Annotated in this window: 20 protein-coding genes; 7 read left to right on the top strand and 13 right to left on the bottom strand. The window is 61.9% G+C overall.

Features of this window, described 5'->3' with window-relative positions:
• Nucleotides 1–68 precede the first annotated feature (68 nt).
• The 13 genes from ACIPO9_RS14690 to gap form a co-directional block, all read right to left on the bottom strand.
• Nucleotides 69–281 carry a cold-shock protein gene (locus ACIPO9_RS14690; RefSeq protein WP_007934683.1) on the bottom strand — a complete coding sequence of 71 codons (213 nt, stop codon included), beginning with the start codon at nt 279–281 and terminating at the stop codon, nt 69–71.
• A gap of 393 nt (nt 282–674) precedes the next feature.
• On the bottom strand, nt 675–1796 hold the full coding sequence (gene gcvT, locus ACIPO9_RS14685; protein WP_400781653.1) for a glycine cleavage system aminomethyltransferase GcvT: 1122 nt from the start codon (nt 1794–1796) through the stop codon (nt 675–677).
• 70 nt (nt 1797–1866) lie between these two features.
• Nucleotides 1867–3243 (bottom strand): L-serine ammonia-lyase, encoded by a 1377-nt coding sequence (locus ACIPO9_RS14680; RefSeq protein WP_400604859.1) that lies wholly within the window; start codon nt 3241–3243, stop codon nt 1867–1869.
• Between the two features lie 167 nt (nt 3244–3410).
• Nucleotides 3411–6275 carry an aminomethyl-transferring glycine dehydrogenase gene (gcvP, locus tag ACIPO9_RS14675; RefSeq protein WP_400781651.1) on the bottom strand — a complete coding sequence of 955 codons (2865 nt, stop codon included), beginning with the start codon at nt 6273–6275 and terminating at the stop codon, nt 3411–3413.
• A gap of 10 nt (nt 6276–6285) precedes the next feature.
• Complete coding sequence (gene gcvH / locus ACIPO9_RS14670; protein WP_274135143.1) at nt 6286–6669, bottom strand: glycine cleavage system protein GcvH; 384 nt, start codon at nt 6667–6669, stop codon at nt 6286–6288.
• A 435-nt stretch (nt 6670–7104) separates the two neighbouring features.
• Nucleotides 7105–8613, bottom strand: a complete 1509-nt coding sequence (locus tag ACIPO9_RS14665; RefSeq protein WP_400781649.1) for a sigma-54-dependent transcriptional regulator — start codon at nt 8611–8613, stop codon at nt 7105–7107.
• Nucleotides 8614–8772: 159 nt separating this feature from the next.
• A complete protein-coding gene (locus ACIPO9_RS14660; protein ID WP_400781647.1) occupies nt 8773–9123 on the bottom strand; it encodes a DUF5064 family protein in 351 nt (116 codons plus the stop codon).
• A gap of 73 nt (nt 9124–9196) precedes the next feature.
• Entirely contained in the window at nt 9197–9622 is a 426-nt protein-coding gene (locus tag ACIPO9_RS14655) for a YbaN family protein (RefSeq protein WP_400605201.1), read from the bottom strand.
• A gap of 95 nt (nt 9623–9717) precedes the next feature.
• Nucleotides 9718–10317 (bottom strand): biliverdin-producing heme oxygenase, encoded by a 600-nt coding sequence (locus ACIPO9_RS14650; RefSeq protein ID WP_400781644.1) that lies wholly within the window; start codon nt 10315–10317, stop codon nt 9718–9720.
• A 190-nt stretch (nt 10318–10507) separates the two neighbouring features.
• Entirely contained in the window at nt 10508–13117 is a 2610-nt protein-coding gene (locus tag ACIPO9_RS14645; protein ID WP_400781642.1) for a TonB-dependent receptor, read from the bottom strand.
• Between the two features lie 118 nt (nt 13118–13235).
• The gene (locus tag ACIPO9_RS14640; protein WP_274135151.1) at nt 13236–14141 is read right to left on the bottom strand and encodes a FecR domain-containing protein; all 906 of its coding nucleotides are present in this window, start codon (nt 14139–14141) and stop codon (nt 13236–13238) included.
• 157 nt (nt 14142–14298) lie between these two features.
• Entirely contained in the window at nt 14299–14814 is a 516-nt protein-coding gene (locus ACIPO9_RS14635) for an RNA polymerase sigma factor (protein ID WP_274135153.1), read from the bottom strand.
• A 228-nt stretch (nt 14815–15042) separates the two neighbouring features.
• Nucleotides 15043–16044 carry a type I glyceraldehyde-3-phosphate dehydrogenase gene (gap, locus tag ACIPO9_RS14630; RefSeq protein WP_274135703.1) on the bottom strand — a complete coding sequence of 334 codons (1002 nt, stop codon included), beginning with the start codon at nt 16042–16044 and terminating at the stop codon, nt 15043–15045.
• Nucleotides 16045–16280: 236 nt separating this feature from the next.
• On the opposite strand from gap, the gene edd reads away from it, so the two are divergent.
• From edd to ACIPO9_RS14595, 7 genes are all read left to right on the top strand, one after another.
• Nucleotides 16281–18107, top strand: a complete 1827-nt coding sequence (gene edd, locus ACIPO9_RS14625; protein WP_274135702.1) for a phosphogluconate dehydratase — start codon at nt 16281–16283, stop codon at nt 18105–18107.
• Nucleotides 18104–19066, top strand: a complete 963-nt coding sequence (locus tag ACIPO9_RS14620; RefSeq protein ID WP_400781640.1) for a glucokinase — start codon at nt 18104–18106, stop codon at nt 19064–19066. Before edd ends, ACIPO9_RS14620 begins: the two co-directional genes overlap by 4 nt.
• Nucleotides 19067–19280: 214 nt before the next feature.
• Entirely contained in the window at nt 19281–20018 is a 738-nt protein-coding gene (locus tag ACIPO9_RS14615) for a response regulator (RefSeq protein ID WP_400604845.1), read from the top strand.
• A gap of 60 nt (nt 20019–20078) precedes the next feature.
• Nucleotides 20079–21485 (top strand): ATP-binding protein, encoded by a 1407-nt coding sequence (locus ACIPO9_RS14610; protein ID WP_274135705.1) that lies wholly within the window; start codon nt 20079–20081, stop codon nt 21483–21485.
• A 239-nt stretch (nt 21486–21724) separates the two neighbouring features.
• Nucleotides 21725–23011, top strand: coding sequence for an ABC transporter substrate-binding protein (locus ACIPO9_RS14605; protein WP_274135698.1), 1287 nt, complete (start codon nt 21725–21727; stop codon nt 23009–23011).
• A gap of 152 nt (nt 23012–23163) precedes the next feature.
• Nucleotides 23164–24072, top strand: a complete 909-nt coding sequence (locus tag ACIPO9_RS14600) for a carbohydrate ABC transporter permease (protein WP_274135696.1) — start codon at nt 23164–23166, stop codon at nt 24070–24072.
• A complete protein-coding gene (locus tag ACIPO9_RS14595; RefSeq protein ID WP_400781639.1) occupies nt 24065–24910 on the top strand; it encodes a carbohydrate ABC transporter permease in 846 nt (281 codons plus the stop codon). Before ACIPO9_RS14600 ends, ACIPO9_RS14595 begins: the two co-directional genes overlap by 8 nt.
• The last annotated feature ends 1 nt before the right edge of the window (nt 24911 follow it).

Here is a 24911-nt window from a genome sequence, read left to right as displayed (position 1 = left end):
GTGTACGAAATCGCAGGCATAAAAAAGCCCCTGATGTCGCCATCAGGGGCTTTTTGTGCGTTGGGCGATCAGCCTTCAGCTTGTACTTCGTCAGCCTGCATGCCTTTCTGGCCCTGCACAGCAACGAAGGTCACTTTCTGGCCTTCTTTCAGGCTCTTGAAGCCGTTGCCCTGAATAGCGCGGAAGTGGACGAACAGATCCGGACCGCTCTCTGGAGTGATAAAACCAAAACCTTTCTCGTCGTTAAACCACTTAACGGTACCGCTCTGACGTTGAGACATTTTCTTATTCCTTGGAGCATAAATTAATGACAGCCCCTTTCACACGAAAGAGTACTGGGCTGGTTGCAGGAAGAAGAAACGTAGAGCGGGATGTAGCATTGCTTTTGGCGCTACTGCCCAGGTCACGATCCCAGCGACCTATGCAAACACAGTTGAGAAACTCTACGCTAACTCCCGCAGAAAAAACAAGCCCCGGATAAGCCCGGATTCAGGGGCTCTCGGCCACTTTTTGAAAACTTTAACCACGGCGGGGTGATCGATAGTTTTTACTGTTAAAGCGGGTAATCAAGTGCAGTTTTCTGACAATTTCATTGCTGTTTTGAACGGCGTCACGTTGCAGCACCGCAACAGTCAAATGCACTGTTGCGGTGCCTTGTTTTTTGACGTCAGCCCTCAGCCGCGGAAGTAACGTGGCGAAACAAAAGGCATTTTGCTCACTTTCATCGGGACTTTCTTGCCGCGCACGATGGCCCACAGCGGGGTGTCGAGTGCTGTGAACGCAGCGTCCACATAGCCCATCGCCACGGGTGCGCCCAAGGTCGGCCCGAAGCCGCCGCTGCACACGGTACCCACTGGCTTGTCATCGGCATCAACAATTTGCGCGCCCTCGCGAACGGGCGTGCGCTCTTGCGGCAACAGGCCGACACGCTTGCTGGCTGCACCGCTTTGGTGCTGGGCAAACACTTGCTCGGCGCCCGGGAAGCCACCGGCGCGAGCGCCATCGGCACGGCGCACCTTGGAAATCGCCCACAACAGGCTGGCCTGGATTGGCGTGGTCTCGGTGTTCATGTCGTGGCCGTAAAGGCACAGGCCTGCTTCCAGACGCAGTGAATCGCGAGCGCCAAGGCCGATGGCGGCCACTTCCGGCTCGGCCAGCAGGCGACGGGCGAGGGATTCGGCCTGGTCCGCCGGCACCGAAATTTCATAGCCGTCTTCGCCGGTGTAGCCCGAGCGGCTGATGTAGCAGTCGATGCCGTCAATCGGCATTGAGGTGTACTGCATGAAGGTCATTTTCGCGACCTCAGGGGCCAGGCGAGCCAGCGCGGTCACGGCCTGCGGGCCTTGCAGGGCGAGCAGGGCGCGCTCTTCGAACAGCGGAGTGATCTCGCACTGATTGCCGATGTGCTTGCGCAGGTGAGCCAGGTCCTGCTCCTTGCACGCGGCGTTGACCACCAGCATCAGTTGGTCGTTACCCAGATTGGCGACCATCAGGTCGTCGAGGATGCCGCCGGCTTCATTGGTGAACATGGCGTAACGCTGCATGCCGACGGGCAGGTCGATGATGTCCACCGGGACCAGGGTTTCCAGCACATGGGCGGCATTCGCGCCGCTGAGCAGGATCTGCCCCATGTGCGACACGTCGAACAGGCCGGCCTGTTCGCGGGTGTGCAGGTGTTCTTTCATGACGCCAGCCGGGTACTGCACCGGCATGTCGTAGCCTGCGAATTCGACCATCTTCGCGCCCAGTTCACGGTGCAGGGCGTTGAGCGGGGTTTTCAACAGATCTTGGGACATCGATGACTCCTTGAATGCATGTCCGTGTCGGCAGCCCGGTGGCGCCGAACACGATAAGAGGGGGCTGGGATCAGCACTCGATAATGTTCACGGCCAGCCCGCCACGGGCTGTTTCCTTGTATTTGCTTTTCATGTCGGCGCCGGTCTGGCGCATGGTGCGGATGACTTTGTCCAGCGAGACAAAGTGCTGGCCATCCCCGCGCAAGGCCATGCGCACTGCGTTGATGGCTTTGACCGAGCCCATGGCATTGCGCTCGATGCAGGGCACCTGAACCAGGCCGCCAATGGGGTCGCAGGTCAGGCCCAGGTTGTGTTCCATGCCGATTTCGGCAGCGTTCTCGACCTGTTGCACGTTACCGCCCAGCACTTCGCACAGCGCGCCAGCCGCCATGGAACAGGCCACGCCGACTTCACCCTGGCAGCCGACTTCGGCGCCTGAGATCGAGGCGTTTTCCTTGTAGAGAATGCCAATGGCTGCCGCCGTCAGCAGGAAGCGCACCACGCCGTCTTCGTTGGCGCCGGTGATGAAGCGCATGTAGTAATGCAGCACCGCCGGGATGATTCCCGCCGCGCCGTTGGTGGGCGCTGTGACCACGCGCCCACCGTTGGCGTTTTCCTCGTTAACGGCCAGGGCATACAGATTGACCCAGTCCAGCACCGACAGCGCATCGCGCAGGGCTGCTTCCGGGTTCTTGCACAGCTGACGATGCAGCGCAGCCGCCCGACGCTTGACCTTCAGCCCGCCCGGCAGGATGCCCTCGTTGCGGCAACCGGCTTCGACGCAATCCTGCATGACCTGCCAGATCTTCAACAGGCCTGCGCGGGTTTCCGCTTCCGGTCGCCATGCCCCTTCGTTGGCCAGCATCACCTGGCTGATCGACAACCCGGTGCTTGCGCAGTGGGCCATCAATTCCTTGCCGGTCTTGAACGGGTAGGGCAGCACGGTGCTGTCCTCGACAATACGGTCGGCACCGGCGGCGTCCTCATCCACCACGAATCCGCCGCCGACCGAGTAGTACTCGCGGCTGCGAATCTGTAGGCCAGCGCCATCGAAGGCACGGAAGATCATGCCGTTGGGGTGGTAGGCCAAAGGCTTGCGGATCATCAGCAGGTGCTGCTTTTCGATGAATTCGATGCTGTGCTCGCCCAGCAGATTGATACGCCCGCTGCCACGAATGAGTTGCAGGCGTTCGCTGACGTGCTCGGTATCGACGGTATCCGGGTGCTCGCCTTCCAGGCCCAGCAACACGGCCTTGTCGCTGCCGTGGCCTTTGCCGGTGGCACCGAGGGAGCCATAGAGCTCGACTTTCACAGAGGCGGTCGCGGTCAGGAGGTCGTCACGGCGCAGGCCTTCGACGAAGCGTGCAGCGGCGCGCATCGGGCCCACGGTATGGGAGCTTGAGGGGCCGATGCCGATCTTGAACAGGTCAAACACGCTCAGGGACATGGTCAGGCTCCGGTCATTATTATGGTTTGAGGACGTGCGGTCCGTAGCAGCCCGGCCGGGCGGCGCTCCGCTTGCCGGCGGGAGCGTTGTATCAGTCAGCGAGTGGATGTCTGACACACCGCTCCCGCCGGCAAGCCGTGCTGCTACAGAGGTTTAGCTTATACCTGTCACGCGTCCTGATAGCTTTCGATGGACGGGCAGGCGCATACCAGGTTGCGGTCGCCGAACACGTTGTCCACGCGGCCGACCGGTGGCCAGTATTTGCCTTCGATCAGCGACGCGACCGGGTACACGGCCTGCTCGCGGCTGTACGGATGGCTCCACTCGCCGACCAGCTCCGCTGCGGTGTGCGGGGCGTTTTTCAGCGGGTTGTCGTCCTTGTGCAGGGCGCCGCTTTCGACCGCGCGGATTTCTTCGCGGATCTTGATCATCGCGTCGCAGAAGCGATCCAGTTCTTCCTTGGACTCGCTTTCGGTCGGCTCGATCATCAGCGTACCCGCCACCGGGAACGACATGGTCGGGGCGTGGAAGCCGAAGTCGATCAGGCGCTTGGCGACGTCATCGACGCTGATGCCGCTGGTTTCCTTCAGCGGACGCAGGTCCAGGATGCATTCGTGGGCCACCAGGCCGCTGCTGCCGGTGTACAGCACAGGGTAGTGCTCTTCCAGGCGACGGGAGATGTAGTTGGCGTTGAGGATTGCCAGCTGCGAAGCGCGCTTGAGGCCTTCGCCGCCCATCATGCGGATGTACATCCAGGTGATCGGCAGAATGCTCGCGCTGCCGAACGGCGCCGCGCAGACCGCGCCTTCCTTGCGCTCCATCTTGCCATGGCCCGGCAGGAACGGGGCCAGGTGCGACTTGACGCCAATCGGGCCGACGCCCGGGCCGCCACCGCCGTGAGGGATGCAGAAAGTCTTGTGCAGGTTCAGGTGGGACACGTCGCCACCGAACTTGCCCGGGGCGCACAGGCCGACCATGGCGTTCATGTTGGCGCCGTCGATGTAAACCTGGCCGCCGTTGTCGTGGATGATGCCGCAGATTTCGCGGATGCCTTCCTCGAACACACCGTGGGTCGACGGGTAGGTGATCATCAGCGCGGCGAGGTGTTCGCGGTGCTCGATGGCTTTGGCGCGCAGGTCTTCGATGTCTACGTTGCCGCGGGCGTCGCAAACGGTCACCACCACGCGCATACCGGCCATCTGGGCGGTAGCAGGGTTGGTGCCGTGGGCCGAAGAGGGGATCAGGCAGATGTCGCGGCGTTCATCGCCACGGCTCTGGTGATAGGCACGAATGGCCAGCAGGCCTGCGTACTCGCCCTGGGAGCCGGCGTTCGGTTGCAGGGAGATCGAATCATAGCCGGTGGCCGCGCACAGCATGGCTTCCAGCTCGTCGGTCAGTTGCTGGTAGCCGGCGCTCTGCTCGGCCGGGGCGAACGGGTGCAGGTTGCCGAACTCGGCCCAGGTCACCGGGATCATTTCGCTGGCGGCGTTGAGCTTCATGGTGCACGAGCCCAGCGGGATCATGGTGCGGTCCAGCGCCAGGTCCTTGTCGGCCAGACGGCGCAGGTAGCGCATCAGCTCGGTTTCGGAATGGTAGCGGTTGAACACCGGGTGGCTGAGCACCGGCGACTGACGCTTCAATTCTGCAGGCAGGCGTGCTTCGACGCCTTTTGCCAGGGCGGCGAAGTCAGGCAAGGCCTGGCCATCGGCGGCGAACAGTTTCCACAGCACTTCGATATCGGCTTGCTGGGTGGTTTCGTCCAGCGACAGGCCCAGGCGCTCGGCGTCCACTTCGCGCAGGTTGATCTGCAGGGCGCGTGCCTTGGCGTGCAGGTCTGCGGTTTTTGCGCCGGTGTTCAGGGTGATGCTGTCGAAGAAGAACGCTTGCTCAGGCTTGAGGCCCAGTTGGCTCAAGCCTTCAGCGAAGATCGCGGTCAGGTGATGCACGCGGTTGGCGATGCGGGTCAGGCCGACCGGGCCGTGGTAGACGGCGTACATGCTGGCGATGTTGGCGAGCAGAACTTGTGCGGTGCAGATGTTGCTGGTGGCCTTCTCGCGGCGAATGTGTTGCTCGCGGGTCTGCATGGCCAGACGCAGGGCGGTCTTGCCGAAACGGTCGATGGACACGCCCACCAGACGGCCTGGCATGTCGCGCTTGTAAGCGTCTTTGGTAGAGAAATAGGCGGCGTGCGGACCACCGAAGCCCAGCGGAACACCGAAGCGTTGCGCGCTGCCGATGGCCACGTCAGCGCCGAACTCGCCCGGCGGCGTCAGCAGGGTCAAGGCCAGCAGGTCGGCGGCCACGGCCACCAGTGCGTTGGCGGCGTGGAAGCGCTCGACCAGTTCGCGGTAGTCGAACACATCACCGTTGCTGGCCGGGTATTGCAGCACGGCGCCGAAGAATTCGCTGACATCGCTCAATTGGCGCTCGTCACCGACCACCACTTCGATGCCCAGGGGTTCTGCGCGGGTGCGCAGCACGTCCAGGGTTTGCGGATGGCAATGGGCCGATGCGAAGAATTTGTGGCTACCCTTGTTCTTGCTCAGGCGCTTGCAGAAGGTCATGGCTTCGGCAGCGGCAGTGGCTTCGTCCAGCAGCGAGGCGTTGGCGATCGGCAGGCCGGTCAGGTCGCTGATCAGGGTCTGGAAGTTAAGCAGCGACTCCAGGCGGCCCTGGGAAATTTCAGGCTGGTACGGGGTGTAGGCGGTGTACCAAGCCGGATTTTCCAGCAGGTTCCGCAGGATCGGCGCCGGGGTGTGGGTGTTGTAGTAACCCTGGCCGATGTAGGTCTTGAACAGCTGGTTCTTGCTGGCGATGGCCTTGATATCGGCCAGTGCGTCGGCTTCGCTTTGCCCGGCGGACAGGCCCAGCACGCTGGTGCCCTTGATCGATTCAGGGATGACACTGACGCTCAGGGCTTCCAGCGAGTCGAAACCCAGGGTGGCGAGCATAGCGCTTTCGTCGTCGGCACGCGGACCGATGTGACGGGCGATGAACTCGTTGGCGGTGCTCAGTTCGATACGGTCAGTCATGTCGCGCTCCTCAGGCTTCGGCGTTGGCTTTGATCAGACGGTCGTAGGCGTCCTGATCCAGCAGTTGGCCGACAGCGGCGGCGTCGGACGGGATGAAGCGGAAGAACCAGCCTTCGCCCAGCGGGTCTTCGTTGACCAGTTCAGGGTTGGCGTCCAGCGCCGGATTGACCTCGACCACTTCGCCGGTCAGGGGCATGTACACACCGCTGGCAGCCTTGACCGATTCGACGGTGGCGGCTTCGGCGCCTTTGTCGTAGGACGCCAGTTCAGGCAGTTGCACGAATACCACGTCACCCAATGCATTCTGCGCGAATGCGGTGATCCCGACTGTGACGCTGCCGTCTGCTTCGGCACGCAGCCACTCGTGATCTTCGGTAAAACGCAACTCGGTCATCTGGTCACCCTCAATAGAAAAGCCATCGCTCGTCGTCGGCGCGAGCGTTATGCAGGAGACATAGCAAGTTTGCGGCCAACCTGGTTCGAGGCCTTTAAATCAAGGGTTTTGGCGGGATTTGGGATGATTCATAAGTACAGTGCTGTAGCGAAATCGCTACAGTTTTGCGGGGGCGAAAAATTGTTGTGGGATCAAAGCCTTGTCGGCTGGGGATAAGTTGACGGTGGAATGAAATCGATACGGTGTTTCGATTTCGTTCCGGCCTATGGTGGTCGTAGGAGCGCGCTTGCCCGCGACGGCGTTGTGTCATCCGGCACAAATGTGGCTGAACCGCCGCAATCGCGGGCAAGCGCGCTCCTACAGCGGACGGTGACATCACGCCATTCGTGCAACGGACGGTGACCTCAGGCCGTTCGTGCAACGGATGGTAGCCACTCAGGCCTTCCCGGAAATCCCATACTTGCGCAGCCGATGGGCGATGGCGGTGTGGGAGGTTTGCAGGCGGGCGGCCAGTTGGCGGGTCGAGGGGTAGTGGCTGTAGAGCTTGGCCAGCAGCGACTTCTCGAAATCTTCGACCGCCGCTTCCAGGCTTTCGACTTCGCCGTCATTGCCCTGGGCGACGGAGGTGCCTGCGATGTCCAGGTCGCCGATCTCCACCAGCGAGCTCTCACAGACGGCTGCCGCCCGAAAAATCACATTCTGCAACTGCCGCACATTGCCCGGCCAACGGTTGCCCAGCAGCGCAGGGTAGGTGCCTGGGGCAAGGCGGCAGACCGGGCGCTGGATCTGGGTGCAGGCCTGCTCCATGAAGAATCGAGCCAGCAGCAGAATGTCCTGCCCGCGTTCGCGCAACGGCGGAACGTCCAGATTCAGCACGTTCAGGCGATAGAAAAGGTCTTCGCGGAAGGTGCCTTCGGCGACCATCTTTTCCAGATCGCGGTGGGTCGCGCTGAGAATGCGCACGTTGACCTGCACTTCCTTGTCACCGCCGACGCGACGGAAACTGCCATCGTTGAGAAAACGCAGCAGCTTGGCTTGCAGGTAAGGCGACATCTCGCCGATTTCATCGAGAAACACCGTGCCCTGGTTGGCCAGCTCCATCAGTCCGGGCTTGCCGCCGCGCTGGGCTCCGGTAAAGGCGCCGGGGGCGTAGCCGAACAGCTCGCTTTCGGCGAGGTTCTCCGGCAATGCCGCACAGTTGAGCGCCAGAAATGGCGCGCTGTGGCGAGCACTGACGGCGTGACAGGCGCGGGCCACGAGTTCCTTGCCGGTGCCGGTTTCACCTTGAATCAGCAGCGGCGCATCGAGGGCCGCCACCCGTTGCGCGCGGGCCTTGAGGGTGCGAATCGGCGCGGAATCGCCGAGCAGTGCGTCAAAGCCTTCTGCATGATCGTGATGCAGGGCCGACAGGCGCTCGCCGATGCGGCTGGGCAGATACAGGGTCAGCAAGGCGCCGGCGTCGGTGATGGGCGTGGCGTCGAGCAGCAGCGTTTCGCCGTTGAGCGTCACCTCACGCATGGGCAGGCGAAAGCCGTTTTCCAGCAGCGCGGTTTGCAGGCCAGGTTCGTTGAAAAGCTCGGCGAGAGACTCGCCCGCAGGTTCGCGACCATACAGTGCTACCAGGGCAGGGTTGGCCAGCAGCACATGCCCTGCGCTGTCCAGCGCCAGTACGGGGTCGGTCATGGCGGCGAGCAGGGCGTCCAGTTGCAGGTGGCGACGCTGGCCGGGGAGGATGTCCACGACCTTGATCGCCTCAACGCCACGTACCCGAAACAGCCGGTCCTTGAGTTCTTCGAGCAGATCGTGGCTCAAGGTCGGGGCGTCGATGTAGACGTTGGGCGGCACCATCTCCACCGCGTCGAGATTCAGATTGCGCGCGCCGAGAATCGCCAGCACTTCCTGGGTGATGCCGACGCGGTCGATGAACGTGACGTGGATGCGCATGGGGTGCGGTGCAGTTCGGGCCTGAGAAGCGTCGGATTATGCCAGTAAACCGCAGCACACCTGTAGGAGCGCGCTTGCCCGCGACCGCCGTGTGTCAGCCCAAATCAACGTACCTGACACTCCGCAGTCGCGGGCAAGCGCGCTCCTACACGCGCAGGGTTACTCCAGATGCTCCGGCTTCACCGCGTCGCCCGATTTCATGTCGAGCTTGTCGCGGATGTCTTCGAACATGGCGTCGTAATCGCCGTGCATGTCATGCAGGTCGGCGTTTTTGGGAAGGCCATGTTTCTCGCAGATGCGCGAAGCTTCGCTGGCGAAGTTGTAGGCAAGGTCCTTGGGCAGGTCGAAGGCGTCATTGACTGGCTTGCCATTGATTTCCCCGTCGAGAGTGAAATGCATGCCGGGGCCGGCGTCGGTCTGGCTGACCTCGTAGCGGATGTGCAGGTCATAACCAATTTCATCCGGTTGCAGGGCAGGACGGGTGATGTGCAGATGGCCTGGCTCGAACATGTGACTGCTCCCTCAAGAAACGATGATCGTATGGAGCAGACCGTGCGCCGGGGCCGGGGTTCAGCACCACAGGTCAGGGTTGCCCGGAAGACTCGGTGCAGCGGGCGGTATGCGAACCCGGCTCGGGCCGCGACCAGATCCACAGGTTGACCAGCACCATGCCGGTGACCGCGAAGTAGATCCACCAGTTGTGCTTGAGCACCACCAGCATGACCACCGCACATATCAACATGGTGACAGTGGCGCTGATCTTGGCGCTGCGGGCGATCAGCTTGCCATTGCGCCAGTTGCTCAGCATAGGGCCGAACAGGCGATGGTTTTCCAGCCAGGCGCTCAGGCGCGGCGAGCTTCTGGTGGCGGCCCAGGCGGCCAAGAGGATGAATTCGGTGGTGGGCAGCCCCGGAATGAAGATCGCAATGATGCCGATGGCAAGGCTGACATAGGCCAGGATGCCGAACAGGATGCGGGACAGTTTGCTGCCTGGGGGAGTGTTGGTCATGAGTCTCGGGTACGGCAGGGTAAAGATGTGCTTCAAGGGCTCGCTCCCTCGAAAGGACGCCCAGCTTAACAGTGCCGGGCGCCAAACGCTTCGATTCAGGCCGGTTCCGTCTGGGCAGCCGACGTATAGGCATGGTTCAGCAGCACGTTGAAACGCTCGAACGCGGCTACGGCGCCTTTATCGATCTGGCGTTCCTGCTCTTCGCTGAAGGGCAGGTCGTCGAGGATCCGGATGAAACGTTTCCAGCCATCGGCACGGCCACCCGTCGGTTCGCCCAGATGGCGGGCACCGAAGGTTTCGCTCAGGTTCAGGGCCACGGCGCGCTTGATGAGAAAGGCTGCGCCCAGCTTCGAGCCCTCGGAGACGAACAGCCAGCCCAGGGCTTCGGCCTGGGAGGGGTTATGCACAGCGCCGGCGACGGGCGACGGGATTGGCGTTTCGAGGTCGTTGAGGTCGGCCTTGGCCTGTTCGGCGCGGCAGCGATCGGGCAGGTCGGCGATCAGTTCGATCAGTTGCGGGTCGGTGTACAGCGCTTTCAGTTCCTGCTGGAACAGGTATTGAGCGGTCAGGAAGCGGGAGTAGCTGGCCAGGGTTTCAAACGGTGCATTGGCCTTGACCGCCTTGTCCAGTTGTTCGTGGGGAGCGTGGGTGATCTGGTTCAGCCGCTGGGAGCGACGAATCGGGTCTTGGGACATGGTGTCTTCCTTGGGGAAAATGAGGCGCTTGTAGACGAGACGAGTGAGGGCGGTTCGTGCGTAAAAAAATCCTGGGCCGCCACGCTGTAGGAGCGCGCTTGCCCGCGATGGCGGCGTGTCAGTCCAAGAGTGGGGACTGGCACACCGCAGTCGCGGGCAAGCACGCTCCTACAGGGGGAAGTGGATGGCGTTAGATATCCCACACCAGGTTGATCGCGAAGTTGCGGCCCGGCTGGGTCAGGCGGTCCAGGTTCGCCGGTTGGGTGACAGCCGCCTCGCCTACGCCGTCGTAGCCGCGCACGTCGTCCCACAGCCAGTACTTCTTGTCGGCCAGGTTGTACAGGCCGCCGCTGACGGTCACATCGTCGGTGACCTTGTAGAAGCCGGTCAGGTCCACCAGCCCGAAGCCCGGGGTCTTGAACTGGGTCGAAGAGCCATCCGGTGCGTGGAAGTTGGAGTCGTCCACGCGGGTCTTGCGCTTGACCAGGGTCCAGCTCAGCAAGCCGCCGTAGTTGTCCTGGTCATAACCCAGGCCGAAGGTGCCGGTCAGCGGGTTGATGCTGTTGATCGGCTGGCCGGTGTCGTCGTTGCGCCCGTGCTGATACGCCACCGAGCCCAGGGTGTAGAGGCCTTGCGGGGCGCCGTAGCTGTCCAGGTTCAGGCGGCCCTTGAGTTCGAGGCCCTTGATGGTGGCGTGCTTGATGTTGTTGGACTGAAACACCGCCGTGTTGGAACTGGCCGGCTGGATGGCGTCTTCGTTGATGAAGTCGCGGTACTTGTTATAGAACACCGCCACATCGAACGAGCCCTCGTCGAAACGGCCGCGCAGGCCGGTTTCAAAGCTCTTGCTCTTCTCCGGCTCCAGGTCCGGGTTCGGCGCGACGACATAGCCGGTATTGATGTTCTCGAAGCGGCCGTACAGTGCCTTGGCGCTTGGGGTACGGAAGCCCTCGGCGTACTGGCCGTACCAGGTGTAGGCGTCGTCGATGGCGTAGGTCACACCGAGTTTGGGCGACAGGCGATGCCACTTCTTCTCGCTGTCGTCGAACTGGCTGGCGCTGGTCAGGCCTACGGCGCGCAGGAATTCCGGAGTGGCGTGTGGATTGAGCGTGGTGTAGTCGTAGCGCGCACCCGGCATGAATGTCCAGTCACCCCACTTGATCTGGTCCTGGGCGAACAGCGCGTAGGTGTTGATGGTCGGGTCCGGGAAGTCGCTGTTTGGCGCCAGGCTGTCGGAGGCGGTCGGGCTGGTCGCACCGATGGTGCGGCAGGTGCCGAGGACCGATGCGCAGGTCGCGGTGCCGCTACGTTCGCCGGTGACTTTCTGCTGCTTGAGGGTGGTGCCATAGGTCAGCAGGTGCTCGGTGTCGGCGATGCTGAAGGCCTTGTCCAGCTGCGCGTCGAAGATCCACTGGCGTTCCTTGTAGGTGGTGTCGCGGGTTCGCCAGACGTCGCGCGTTGGCGCCCCTGTGAACGGATTGCTTGGAACGTACCGCTCCATGGTGTCCTGGTCGGTCTTGGCGATCTGGTAGTTAAGGCTCCACTTGACGTTGTCCACCAGCAGGCTGTCCAGCGCGAAGGTGTTTTCCAGGCCGAAACGCTCGCGGGTGATCACATCGTTGCCTTCACGGCTGCGATACATGCCAGAGCTGACGCCGGAAATGAACGGCCCGCCCACCGCACTTTTCTGGTTGGTGTGGGTGTCGTCCTTGTATTTCTCGTAGGTGAAGGCCAGGCGGTCGTTGTCGTTGTAGTTCCAGCCCAGTTTAGCCAGCACGTTGGTGGCGCGACGGTCTTCAGGGTTGGCGGCGGTGCGGGACAGACCGGTGCCGCCGTGCTCGCCGTAGGATTCGGTCTCACGGCCGTTGCGCTGGCTCAGGTGCAGCAAGGCGTCGAAATCGCCTTCACGGCCCGCCAGGGTTGCGGAGTTCAGCCAGCTGTTGTCGGCCGAGCTGTACCCGGTTTTCAGGCGTGCGCCGACGTCGCTGACGGGCTTGATGATGTCTTCGGGATCGAGGGTGTAGTAGCTGACTGCGCCGCCGATGGCACTGCTGCCGTAGAGCGCCGAGGCCGGGCCGCGCAGGATCTCGACGCGCTTGATGATTTCCGGGTCGACGTAGTTGCGGTGAGTGTTGGCGTAGGGGCCGGAGAAGTAGTTGTCCGGGACTTCGACGCCATCGACCTGGGTCAGGATGCGGTCGCCGTCGATGCCGCGAATGTTGTAGCCGCTGGTGCCTGCACGCTGGCCGGCGCCGCCTACCGAGACGCCGGGCTCATAGCGCACCAGATCGCGAATGGTGTTGACGTTTTTACGATCCAGATCCTCACGGGTCTGCACGGTGACGGTGCTGGGGACCGAGTCCACCGACTGGGCCTGTCGGGTGGCACTGACCGTGACCTGATCCAGGGCCAGTGTGCCGGTGTTGCTGCGTTTTTCCAGCACCACGTTGTTGTTGCCCAGGCTGCGGTAGCTCAGGTTGCTGCCCGCCAGCAGGCGATCAAGCGCCTTTTCGGCAGGCATCGACCCGTTGACACCCGGCGAGGTAACGTTCTGTGCCAGATCCGAGGACATCCCGACCTGCCAGCCCGTCACCTTGCTGAACTCGTTCAACGCCGACACCAGCGGTTGCTGCTTGATCGAGAACTGATAGCTGCCCGCGACACGCGCCGGTTGTTCGGCGGCGAGGGTGGGGGCTGCGTGCAGGCCGGCGGCGAACACGGCGACGGTCAGCAGGGAAAGGGTGAAGTTGCTGGTGCTGCGGGGTGAATCGGATGTCCCGGGGGTGAACGTGGACGGCATCGATAGCGCTCCCTGTCGTGCGGCTCGTTATAAGTGTTAGCAAGTATTTAATAGGAATCACTTGCATTGGCTATGACGAGACGAACGACGAACGGTTATCGCGTAAAAATAATTATTCTCAATTGAGGATGACCAGCGCAGGCAGTTCATGCAGGTGCGCGGAGGTGATCTGCGCCAGGGAGCGGACCACGTCCACCGGGTTGTCCAGGCGGTAGTTTCCGGTCACGGCAACCTTGTCCAGCCGGTCATTGGCGCTGACGATCCAGCCAGGATAATAGCGGCGCAGCTCGGCCAGCACTTCGCTCAGCGGGCAGTTATCGAAAATCAGGCGCCCCTGGACCCAGGCCAGGTCCTTGTTGCGGTCGATCTTTTCACGATGGCCAAATCCGTCGGGCCCGACCCTGAGGCTGTCGCCTGCGCCCAGGCTGACCTGGGAATTGCCCTTGGTCGCCTGCACGTTCACCGCGCCATGTTCGACCTGAATCTGCGCGACCCCGTCCAGATAGCGCACGGCAAAGGCAGTGCTGCTGGCGCTCATGCGCACGGGACCTGCCTCGACCTCAAGGGGCAGGCCCTTGGCCCCCGGCACTTCGAAGAACGCTTCACCCTGATACAGACGGGCGATGCGCTGGTGTTCATCCAGGTCGCTGGAGAACGCAGATCGGGTATTGAGTAGCACCTTCGAACCGTCTGCAAGCTCCAGCCGCTGGCGCTCTCCGGTCACTGTGAGGTGGTCGGCCTTGAGCCTCAGGGGCAGGTCGCTGAAGTTGAACAGGCCCAGAATCAACAGCGCTGCGGTGGCCAGTGGCATCCAGTGGGGGCGCAGGCGCTTGAACATCGAGGGCTTTTTCGGCGCGGCCAGGGTCACTGCGGCGTCGAGCACCGGCTGCGAATTCCACACGGCCTCGGCCCTGGCGAAAGCTTCGCCATGGGCAGGGTCGGCGGCCAGCCATTCATGAAAACGGGCCTGCTGCTGGGCGTCGGCATCTTCCAGTTCGATCAGCCACATCAGGGCTTGATCCATGGCGCTGTCGTTCAGCGCATCGGCTGGTTGACCGGTGCCAGGTGAGTGAGAGTCCGTCAAGGAGCGTCCTCGGTTGCACGGTTTGGGGCGCGATTCTAGCGTCACAGACGCAAGGCTCCGCCGGATTTCTTATGAAGTATGGATCAGGCTGCTCTCATCAGCGTTCGAGCCGGGCAGCAACCCCGACACAGATCGCCATGATCAGCTTGAGTTCCTTTTGTACGGTGCTGGCCGAAACCCCCAGTTGCTCGGCGATCTCCAGGTAGCTGCAACCATTGAGCCGGCTGAGGGTGAAGATTTTCTGCTGGCGGGGCGTGAGCTTCTCAAGGCTCGCGTTCAGGCTCTGCAGCAGGCGGTTGGCGTGGGCGGCGTCTTCCAGCGCGGCATCAGGGGCGACCACGTTGTAGATATCGGCAATGGGCGCGTCATCGACGATGGTGCGGGCATGAATGCGTCGTGCGCGCAGATGATCCAGCGCCAGGTTGCGTGCCGTCTGGAATACGAAGGGTTCGAGGTGATCGATGGGCCGCTCGCCCAGCGCACGGGTCACCCGCAGGTAGGTTTCCTGCAACAGGTCTTCGGCGGTGCTGGGGTTGCGAACCATGCGTTGCAGGGTGCGCAGCAGGATCGTCCGTCTTGCCAGGAAGACGTCGTTGAAGTGTGACTGACTCACGGGGATACCCGACCAGAAATTCAGCGAATGATAATGCTTATCATCTGCCATGCGGGTCAAGGGTAAAAATTGCAAAGAATGTGTAAAAGCAAGGGCTGGTGCACCCCTGTAGGAGCGCGCTTGCCCGCGATAGCGGTGTGTCAGCCAAGGTTGAGTGACTGACACACCGCCGTCGCGGGCAAGCGCGCTCCTACAGTTAACGCATTGCGTCGGAGGGCACTCGGCCCGTCACTCCGCGTTCATCAACGCCAGGCAGTTATCCAGCATGCGGTTGGAGAAGCCCCATTCGTTGTCATACCAGGCCAGGACCTTGAGCAGGCGGCCGCTGACCTTGGTGTGGTTGGCATCGAAGATCGACGAAAGCGGGTTGTGGTTGAAGTCATGGGACACCAGCGGCAGGGTGTTGTAGCCCAGGATCTTCGAGTGCTTGGCGGCTTCTTTCATGATCGCGTTGACCTCGTCGGCCGTCGCGTCACGCTTGAGCTGGATAGTCAGGTCGACCAGCGACACGTTGATGACCGGTACACGCACCGCCATACCGGTCAGCTTGCCCGCCAGTTCCGGCAGCACCAGGCCCACGGCTTCGGCGGCGCCGGTCTTGCTCGGGATCATCGACTGGGTGGCCGAACGGGCGCGGTAGGGGTCGGTGTGGTAGACGTCGATCAGGTTCTGGTCGTTGGTGTAGGCATGCACCGTGGTCATCAGGCCGCTTTCGATGCCCAGCTCGCGGTTGAGCACCTGGGCCACCGGCGCCAGGCAGTTGGTGGTGCACGAGGCGTTGGAGATGATCTGGTGCGACTGGCGCAGCACGTCGTGGTTGACGCCGTACACAACGGTCGCGTCCGCGCCCTTGGCCGGGGCCGAGATGATGACCTTCTTCGCGCCTGCGGTGATGTGGGCGGCAGCCTTGGCGCGGTCGGTGAACAGGCCGGTGCACTCGAACACCACGTCAATCTTCTCGGATTTCCAGGGCAGTTCAGCCGGATTGCGAATGGCGCTGACCGAAATACGGTCACCATTGACTGTCAGGCTTTCCTTGTCGTGCTCGACAGTTGCGTCGAACTGGCCGTGAACGGTGTCGTATTTGAGGAGGTGGGCGTTGATCTCGCTGTCACCCAGATCGTTGATGGCGACGACTTGCAGGTCCTGACGGTAGCCTTGGGTATAGAGTGCACGTAGGACGTTGCGGCCGATGCGGCCAAAGCCATTGATTGCGATGCGGAGAGTCATACACCCGTCCTCTGTAAATTTGTTGTTGGAATTACAAGATTATTCTCATAAAAATAGAAAACAAGCCCTTTTAGTGGCAGTATTTTGGTTTATCTACAAATAGAAACCCGTAAAACGGGCACAACACGCTGATAAATCAGGCCTTTGCTGAAGCGTTTCTCCCAGGTCATGAAAAATTGTCAGATTTTGTGAACGTTTGAGAGGGTGACCACATCCGTTAGCCTGGAGTTCATCACATGCATCCCCGCGTCCTTGAGGTAACTGAGCGGCTGATCGCTCGAAGCCGTGAAACCCGTCAGCGCTATCTGCAACTGATCCGGGGCGCGGCAAGCGACGGGCCGATGCGCGGCAAGCTGCAATGCGCCAACTTCGCCCATGGCGTCGCGGCCTGCGGCAGCGAAGACAAGCACAGCCTGCGGATGATGAACGCCGCCAACGTTGCCATCGTTTCTTCGTACAACGACATGCTCTCGGCGCATCAGCCTTACGAGCATTTTCCGGAACAGATCAAGAAAGCCCTGCGCGAAGTCGGCTCGGTCGGCCAGTTCGCCGGCGGCGTGCCTGCCATGTGCGACGGCGTGACCCAGGGCGAGCCGGGCATGGAACTGAGCATTGCCAGCCGCGAAGTCATCGCGATGGCAACGGCGGTGGCGCTGTCGCACAACATGTTCGATGCAGCGCTGATGCTCGGCATCTGCGACAAGATCGTGCCGGGCCTGCTGATGGGCTCTTTGCGTTTTGGCCACCTGCCGACCATCTTCGTGCCGGGCGGGCCCATGGTGTCGGGCATTTCCAACAAGGAAAAAGCCGACGTGCGCCAGCGCTACGCCGAGGGCAAGGCCACCCGCGAAGAGCTGCTGGACTCGGAGATGAAGTCCTATCACGGGCCGGGCACCTGCACCTTCTACGGCACGGCGAACACCAACCAACTGCTGATGGAAGTCATGGGGCTGCACTTGCCGGGCGCCTCCTTCGTCAATCCTTACACGCCGCTGCGCGATGCCCTGACACACGAAGCCGCGATCCAGGTGACGCGTCTGACCAAACAGAGCGGCGAGTTCATCCCTCTGGGTGAGATTGTGGACGAACGTTCGCTGGTCAACTCGATTGTTGCGCTTCACGCGACGGGTGGTTCCACCAACCACACGCTGCACATGCCGGCCATCGCCCAGTGCGCCGGCATCCAGTTGACCTGGCAGGACATGGCCGATCTGTCCGAAGTGGTGCCGACCCTGAGCCACGTCTACCCCAACGGCAAGGCCGACATCAACCACTTCCAGGCCGCTGGCGGCATGTCGTTCCTGATTCGTGAACTGCTCGATGCGGGCCTGCTTCACGAAGACGTCAACACCGTGGCCGGTCGTGGCCTGCGTCGCTACACCCAGGAGCCGTTCCTGGATAATGGCAAGCTGGTCTGGCGTGATGGCCCGATCGAAAGCCTGGATGAAAACATCCTGCGCCCGGTGGCTCGTCCGTTCTCCCCTGAGGGTGGCTTGCGGGTCATGGAAGGCAACCTGGGGCGTGGCGTGATGAAGGTTTCGGCGGTGGCGCTGGAGCATCAGATCGTCGAGGCGCCTGCCCGGGTTTTCGAAGATCAGCAGGACCTGGCCGATGCGTTCAAGGCCGGGGAGCTTGAGCGCGATTTCGTCGCGGTCATGCGTTTTCAGGGGCCGCGCTCCAACGGCATGCCTGAACTTCACAAAATGACACCCTTTCTCGGCGTGCTGCAGGATCGCGGTTTCAAGGTCGCCCTGATTACCGACGGACGCATGTCCGGGGCCTCCGGAAAGATCCCGGCGGCCATCCACGTCTGCCCTGAAGCGTCCGATGGTGGCCCTTTGGCACTTGTGCGTGATGGGGACCTCATTCGGGTCGATGGCGTGAAAGGAACGTTGCAAGTTCTGGTCGAACCGGCAGAATTGGCCGCCAGAGAACCGGCAATCGGACGTTTGTCCCACAACGTGGGCACCGGCCGTGAACTGTTCGGTTTCATGCGCATGGCCTTCAGCTCGGCAGAGAAGGGCGCCAGCGCCTTTACTTCGAATCTGGAGACGCTCAAGTGACATTGGCGATGGTGGGTGATATCGGCGGCACAAATGCTCGTTTTGCCATCTGGGAAGACGATCAGTTGCATTCGATCCGGGTGTTCCCGACGATCGATTACGCCAGTCCCGAAAAGGCCCTGCTGGTTTACCTGCAGGACCTGGAGCTGCAACCGGGCGATGTCGGCTCGATCTGCCTGGCCGTGGCGGGGCCGGTGACCGGCGATGATTTCCACTTCACCAACAGCCACTGGAAAATCAACCGGCAGGCATTCTGTGCGGCGATGAAGATCGACAACCTGATCATGGTCAACGACTTCACCGCCATGGCGCTGGGCATGACTCGCCTGCGCGACGATGAATACCTCACCGTGCGACACGGCAAGGGCGATCCGAAGGCCGCCCGCGTGGTGATCGGACCGGGCACCGGCCTTGGCGTCGGCACCTTGATCCGCACCGGCGAAAGCCACTGGACGGCCGTGCCGGGCGAGGGCGGGCATGTGGATTTGCCTATCGGCACGTCCCGCGAGGCGTTGTTGTGGACGCGGCTGATGGCCGAACATGAGCATGTCAGCGCGGAAACCATCTTGAGTGGCGCAGGGATGTTGTTGCTGTATCAGGTCAGTTGTGCGCTGGATGACATCGAGCCGGAACTGAAATCCCCGGCGGCCATTACCTCGGCCGCGCTCAAGGGTGATCCGGTGGCCTGCGCGGTGCTGGAGCAGTTCTGTGTGTTCCTGGGCCGTGTGGCGGGCAACAACGTGTTGACCGTCGGCGGGCGGGGCGGTGTGTACATTGCTGGCGGGGTGATTCCGCGTTTCGTCGACTTCTTCATGAACAGCGGTTTCAATGCGGCCCTTGCACAAAAAGGCCTGATGAAGGATTACTTCAAGGATGTGCCGGTGTGGCTGGTGACGGCCGAGTACCCGGGCCTGATGGGTGCGGGTGTGGCGCTGGACCAGGCGCTGGCTCAGGCCTGATGCTTTTGTAGGAGCGCGCTTGCCCGCGACGGCGGTGTGTCAGCCCATGCATATGACATGGACGGATCGCAATCGCGGGCAAGCGCGCTCCTACAGCCGCGGCGATCTTGAGGACGCCCCCGCCGGCAAGCCGTGCTGCTACGGGGTATGAGTGTGTAGCTACAGATCCGATTTACCCATAAAAACAATTTCAGTGCTTACAAGGACGACCAAAGTGAACGCTGTCAGTAAATCGATTCTGGTGGTCGATGACGACCAGGAGATCCGCGAGTTGCTGCAGGCCTACCTGAGCCGCGCAGGTTTTCAGGTACGCACCGTGGGTGACGGTGCCGAGTTTCGTCAGGCGTTCAATGACGAGGCCAGCGACCTGCTGATTCTCGATGTCATGCTGCCCGACGAAGATGGTTTCAGCCTGTGTCGCTGGGTCAGGCAGCACCCGCGCCAGCCCCATGTGCCGATCATCATGCTCACCGCCAGTTCCGACGAAGCCGACCGGGTCATTGGCCTTGAGCTGGGTGCCGACGACTACATGGCCAAACCCTTCAGTCCCCGTGAACTTCAGGCCCGGATCAAGGCCCTGCTGCGCCGTGCCCAGTTCGGCCAGGAACGCACGGCTGGCGAGGTGCTGGTGTTCGACGAGTGGCGTCTGGACATGGTCAGCCACCGGCTGTTCCACAACGATGGCGAGGAAGTGATCCTCTCCGGTGCCGACTTCGCCTTGCTCAAACTGTTTCTCGATAACCCGCAGCAGATCCTCGACCGCGACACCATTGGCAACGCCACCCGTGGGCGTGAGCTGATGCCGCTGGAGCGCATCGTCGACATGGCGGTGAGTCGTCTGCGCCAGCGCCTGCGCGACACCGGCAAGGCGCCGCGGCTGATTCGCACCGTGCGAGGCAGTGGCTATCTGCTGGCGGCCAATGTGCTGCCGCAAGCCGGCAACGGCTACTGACCGGTGATAGTGGTCGAGAAAAAACGCCGTCTGCCGGTACCGCGCTCGCTGCTGGGGCGCATGTTGCTGCTGACCCTGCTGGCGGTGTTGCTGGCCCAGACGCTGTCCAGCCTGATCTGGCTGTCGCAACTGCGCGCCACGCAGATGGAAGGCCTGATCACCAGTGCCCGCAGCCTCGGTTTCTCGATGGCCGCCAGCGTGAGTTACTTCCGTTCGTTGCCGGTGGCGTTTCGCCCGATGGTCCTCGACCAGTTGCGCAGCATGGGCGGCACGCGGTTTTTCGTGTCGCTCAATGACCGGCCCCTGGAAATGCAGGTGCTGGAGCCCACGGTGCGCAAGTCGGCGGTGATCAATGTAGTCGGCCAGGTCCTGCGCCAGAACCTGGGCGCTGATCCCGACATCCTGGTGCGCTTCGTGCGTCCGGAAGACCTGCGCATCTTCAACAGCGGCCTGAAACTCGATGAACTGCCGCGCTCCTGGGCACATTACGCCCTGACGCTGGAGCCGGTGAATCCGCCGGTGCTGGTGACCCAGATCGAGCTGTCGCCGGGGGAATGGCTGTACATCGCTTCGCTGTTGCCCGAGCCCTACACCATGCTCGAAGAGGAAGGCCTGCCGTCGCAGCAGGTCTGGTTCATCGCGCTGACGAGTATTTTCCTGCTGGTGTTCATCGGCCTGCTGGTGCATTGGCAAAGCGGGCCGCTCAAGCGCCTGGCCAATGCGGCGCGCGACCTGTCGCTGGGCGCCGACGTGGAGCCAGTGGTGGAAGGCGGCGGTAGCGAGGTGGTCGAGGTGACTCGCGCTTTCAACACCATGCGTGAACGCATCAGCCGTTACCTGACCGAGCGCGGGCAGTTGTTCAGCGCCATTTCCCACGACTTGCGCACCCCGATCACACGGCTGCGGCTGCGGGTCGAACTGCTGGAAGACGAAGCCATGCAGGTCAAGTTCACCCGCGATCTGGATGAGCTGGAGCTGCTGGTCAAAGGCGCCCTGCAGTGTGTGAAAGACACCGACATCCACGAGAACATCGAGCCGGTGGACCTCAATCACGCGCTGGACTGCCTGATCGAACCGTACCTGGGGCCTAACGGCGATGGCCGTGTCACGCTGCAAGGCACGGCGATGTCGATGTTCTACGGCAAGCCGCTGGCGTTGCGGCGCTGCATGGGCAATCTGATCGACAATGCGATCAAGTACGGCGATAAGGCGCATCTGTTCGTCGAGGACGATGCCGAGGCGTTCATCCTGCATGTGGATGACGAGGGGCCGGGGGTGCCGGAGCAGCGCCTGGAACAGGTCTTCGAGCCGCATTTCCGGCTGGCGGGCAAGCAGCAGCAGGGTTACGGCCTGGGGCTGGGCATCGCACGCAATATCGCCCACAGCCACGGCGGTGAAGTCAGCTTGCAGAACCTGCGCGAGGGCGGGCTGCGGGTGACGCTGTACCTGCCACGCAGCCAGAACTGACATCCATTTATCACCGTAGGAGCGCGCTTGCCCGCGACCGCGTCATGTCAGTCGCCACATCCGGTGCAGACACACCGCGGTCGCGGGCAAGCGCGCTCCTACAACTGCAACAGCGAATGTCACCATCCTGTGACACTCGCGCATCCCTTCGTTACCGTCGGCTCTAGCCCGTTGTTTAGAATCCATGCAGTGCAAGCACCAAGACTTGCTCATGCATAACAACAAGAAAGGTCAAATTGATGAATTCGATTACTCGTCTCGCCGCACTCGTTTCTCTCGCCTCGTTGTTCCCTCTGAGCGCCATGGCCGCTGATTCCAAAGGCACTGTCGAAGTTGTCCACTGGTGGACTTCGGGCGGTGAAAAGGCGGCTGTCGATGTGCTCAAGGCCCAAGTTGAAAAAGACGGATTCACCTGGAAAGACGGCGCTGTAGCTGGCGGCGGCGGTTCGACTGCCATGACCGTTCTGAAAAGCCGTGCCGTGGCCGGTAACCCGCCTGGCGTTGCCCAGATCAAGGGCCCGGACATCCAGGAGTGGGCATCCACTGGCCTGCTCGATACCGACGTGCTCAAGGATGTCTCCAAGGAAGAGAAGTGGGACAGCCTGCTGGACAAGAAAGTCTCCGATACCGTGAAGTACGACGGTGATTACGTGGCCGTGCCGGTGAACATTCACCGTGTGAACTGGCTGTGGATCAACCCGGAAGTCTTCAAGAAAGCCGGCATCGAGAAAGCGCCTACCACCCTCGAAGAATTCTACGCCGCAGGCGACAAGCTCAAGAAAGCCGGCTTCATCCCGCTGGCCCACGGTGGCCAGCCTTGGCAGGACAGCACCGTGTTCGAAGCTGTCGTGCTCTCGGTCATGGGCGCAGACGGTTACAAGAAAGCCCTGGTCGACCTCGACAACGGCGCGCTGACCGGCCCCGAGATGGTCAAGTCCCTGACCGAACTCAAGAAAGTCGCCACCTATATGGACACCGACGGCAAAGGCCAGGACTGGAACCTGGAAGCCGCCAAGGTCATCAACGGCAAGGCCGGCATGCAGATCATGGGTGATTGGGCCAAGTCCGAATGGACCGCCGCCAAGAAAGTCGCCGGCAAGGACTACGAGTGCGTTGCCTTCCCGGGCACCGACAAGGCGTTCACCTACAACATCGACTCCCTGGCCGTGTTCAAGCAGAAGGACAAGGGCACCGCAGCCGGTCAGCAGGACATCGCCAAGGTCGTGCTGGGCGAGAACTTCCAGAAGGTCTTCAGCATCAACAAGGGCTCGATCCCGGTGCGTAACGACATGCTGTCCGACATGGACAAGTATGGTTTCGACTCCTGCGCCCAGACCGCTGCCAAGGACTTCCTGGCAGATGCCAAGACCGGCGGCCTGCAACCGAGCATGGCGCACAACATGGCCACCACACTGGCCGTGCAGGGCGCGTTCTTTGACGTCGTGACCAACTACATCAACGACCCGAAAGCCGATCCGGCCGACGCGGCGAAGAAGCTGGGCGCTGCGATCAAGGCTGCTAAATAACGCGTAGTCCGCAGACTTGTAGGAGCGCGCTTGCCCGCGATTGCGGTGTGTCAGATCAACGATGCGGCACTGACACGACGCCGTCGCGGGCAAGCGCGCTCCTACAACCGGCAGCGCGTTCGTAATCTTCTTTTCCTGTACTGGATTTCACCATGAGTTCTGTTGCTGTGTTCAGCAAAGCCTCGCCGTTCGATGCACTGCAGCGCTGGCTACCCAAACTGGTGCTGGCGCCAAGCATGTTCATCGTATTGGTGGGCTTCTACGGCTATATCCTGTGGACGTTCGTTCTGTCGTTCACCAACTCGACTTTCCTGCCGTCCTACAAGTTCGTGGGCCTGGCGCAATACGCACGGCTGTTCGACAACGACCGCTGGTGGGTGGCAAGCAAGAACCTGGCGGTATTCGGTGGCATGTTCATCGGTATCAGCCTGGTGGTCGGCGTGCTGCTGGCAGTGTTCCTCGATCAGCGCATTCGTCGCGAAGGTTTCATCCGCACCATTTACCTGTACCCGATGGCGCTCTCGATGATCGTCACAGGTACCGCCTGGAAATGGCTGCTCAACCCGGGCATGGGCCTGGACAAGCTGCTGCGTGACTGGGGCTGGGAAGGCTTTCGTCTGGACTGGCTGATCGACCCGGATCGCGTGGTCTACTGCCTGGTGATCGCTGCCGTGTGGCAGGCCTCGGGCTTCATCATGGCGATGTTCCTGGCGGGGCTGCGTGGTGTCGATCAGTCGATCATCCGTGCCGCGCAGATCGATGGCGCAAGCATGCCCAAGATCTACTGGAAAGTGGTGCTGCCAAGCCTGCGTCCGGTGTTCTTCAGTTCGGTGATGATCCTGGCGCACATTGCCATCAAGAGCTTCGACCTGGTGGCCGCGATGACCGCCGGTGGCCCTGGCTACTCGTCCGACCTGCCTGCGATGTTCATGTACTCGTTCACCTTCAGCCGTGGCCAGATGGGCATGGGGTCGGCCAGTGCAATCCTGATGCTCGGTGCGATTCTCGCGATCCTCGTGCCTTACCTGTATTCCGAGCTGAGGACCAAGCGCAATGACTAGTCTCGCTGCCAAACCTTCCATCAGTCTGAGCCGGATCGCGATCTACGTCGTGCTCATCGGCGCGGTGCTGATCTACCTGGTGCCGCTGGTGGTGATGCTGCTCACCAGTTTCAAATCGCCGGAAGACATCGGCACCGGCAACCTGTTGAGCTGGCCGACCGAAATCACGGCCATCGGCTGGGTCAAGGCCTGGGCGACGGTCAAGGGCTACTTCCTGAACTCGATCCTGATCACCGTGCCGGCAGTGCTGATCTCCACCGCCATCGGTGCCCTGAACGGCTACGTGCTGTCGATGTGGCGGTTCCGTGGCTCGCAGATGTTCTTCGGCCTGTTGCTGTTCGGCTGCTTCCTGCCGTTCCAGACCGTGCTGCTGCCGGCCTCGTTCACCCTGGGCAAGATGGGCCTGGCCAGCACCACCACCGGGCTTGTGTTCGTGCACGTAGTCTATGGCCTGGCGTTCACCACGCTGTTCTTCCGCAACTACTACGTGAGCATCCCTGATGCGCTGGTCAAGGCTGCACGCCTGGACGGTGCCGGTTTCTTCACCATTTTCCGGCGGATCATCCTGCCGATGTCGACCCCGATCATCATGGTCTGCCTGATCTGGCAGTTCACCCAGATCTGGAACGACTTCCTGTTCGGCGTGGTGTTCTCCAGCGGTGATTCGCAGCCCATCACGGTGGCGCTGAACAACCTGGTCAACACCAGTACCGGGGTCAAGGAATACAACGTTGATATGGCGGCGGCGATGATCGCGGGTCTGCCGACCCTGCTGGTCTATGTGGTCGCAGGCAAGTATTTCGTGCGCGGGCTGACGGCCGGCGCAGTCAAGGGGTAAT

The organism is Pseudomonas sp. NPDC090203 (genome assembly GCF_044746765.1).
Lineage (GTDB): Bacteria > Pseudomonadota > Gammaproteobacteria > Pseudomonadales > Pseudomonadaceae > Aquipseudomonas > Aquipseudomonas putida_AD.
Note: the sequence above shows the minus strand (reverse complement) of the source record. Positions and strands in the feature narration are given on the sequence as shown.

What these genes read in the sequence shown, in the direction of transcription:
- ACIPO9_RS14595 (WP_400781639.1), top strand. Translation starts at nt 24,065, where the DNA reads ATGACTAGTCTCGCTGCCAAACCTTCCATCAGTCTGAGCCGGATCGCG.
- ACIPO9_RS14610 (WP_274135705.1), top strand. Translation starts at nt 20,079, where the DNA reads ATGTTGCTGCTGACCCTGCTGGCGGTGTTGCTGGCCCAGACGCTGTCC.
- edd (WP_274135702.1), top strand. Translation starts at nt 16,281, where the DNA reads ATGCATCCCCGCGTCCTTGAGGTAACTGAGCGGCTGATCGCTCGAAGC.
- ACIPO9_RS14605 (WP_274135698.1), top strand. Translation starts at nt 21,725, where the DNA reads ATGAATTCGATTACTCGTCTCGCCGCACTCGTTTCTCTCGCCTCGTTG.
- gcvP (WP_400781651.1), bottom strand. Translation starts at nt 6,275, where the DNA reads ATGACTGACCGTATCGAACTGAGCACCGCCAACGAGTTCATCGCCCGT.
- ACIPO9_RS14690 (WP_007934683.1), bottom strand. Translation starts at nt 281, where the DNA reads ATGTCTCAACGTCAGAGCGGTACCGTTAAGTGGTTTAACGACGAGAAA.
- gap (WP_274135703.1), bottom strand. Translation starts at nt 16,044, where the DNA reads ATGACTCTCCGCATCGCAATCAATGGCTTTGGCCGCATCGGCCGCAAC.
- ACIPO9_RS14645 (WP_400781642.1), bottom strand. Translation starts at nt 13,117, where the DNA reads ATGCCGTCCACGTTCACCCCCGGGACATCCGATTCACCCCGCAGCACC.
- ACIPO9_RS14680 (WP_400604859.1), bottom strand. Translation starts at nt 3,243, where the DNA reads ATGTCCCTGAGCGTGTTTGACCTGTTCAAGATCGGCATCGGCCCCTCA.
- ACIPO9_RS14665 (WP_400781649.1), bottom strand. Translation starts at nt 8,613, where the DNA reads ATGCGCATCCACGTCACGTTCATCGACCGCGTCGGCATCACCCAGGAA.
- ACIPO9_RS14600 (WP_274135696.1), top strand. Translation starts at nt 23,164, where the DNA reads ATGAGTTCTGTTGCTGTGTTCAGCAAAGCCTCGCCGTTCGATGCACTG.
- ACIPO9_RS14640 (WP_274135151.1), bottom strand. Translation starts at nt 14,141, where the DNA reads ATGGATCAAGCCCTGATGTGGCTGATCGAACTGGAAGATGCCGACGCC.
- ACIPO9_RS14650 (WP_400781644.1), bottom strand. Translation starts at nt 10,317, where the DNA reads ATGTCCCAAGACCCGATTCGTCGCTCCCAGCGGCTGAACCAGATCACC.
- gcvH (WP_274135143.1), bottom strand. Translation starts at nt 6,669, where the DNA reads ATGACCGAGTTGCGTTTTACCGAAGATCACGAGTGGCTGCGTGCCGAA.
- gcvT (WP_400781653.1), bottom strand. Translation starts at nt 1,796, where the DNA reads ATGTCCCAAGATCTGTTGAAAACCCCGCTCAACGCCCTGCACCGTGAA.
- ACIPO9_RS14655 (WP_400605201.1), bottom strand. Translation starts at nt 9,622, where the DNA reads ATGACCAACACTCCCCCAGGCAGCAAACTGTCCCGCATCCTGTTCGGC.
- ACIPO9_RS14660 (WP_400781647.1), bottom strand. Translation starts at nt 9,123, where the DNA reads ATGTTCGAGCCAGGCCATCTGCACATCACCCGTCCTGCCCTGCAACCG.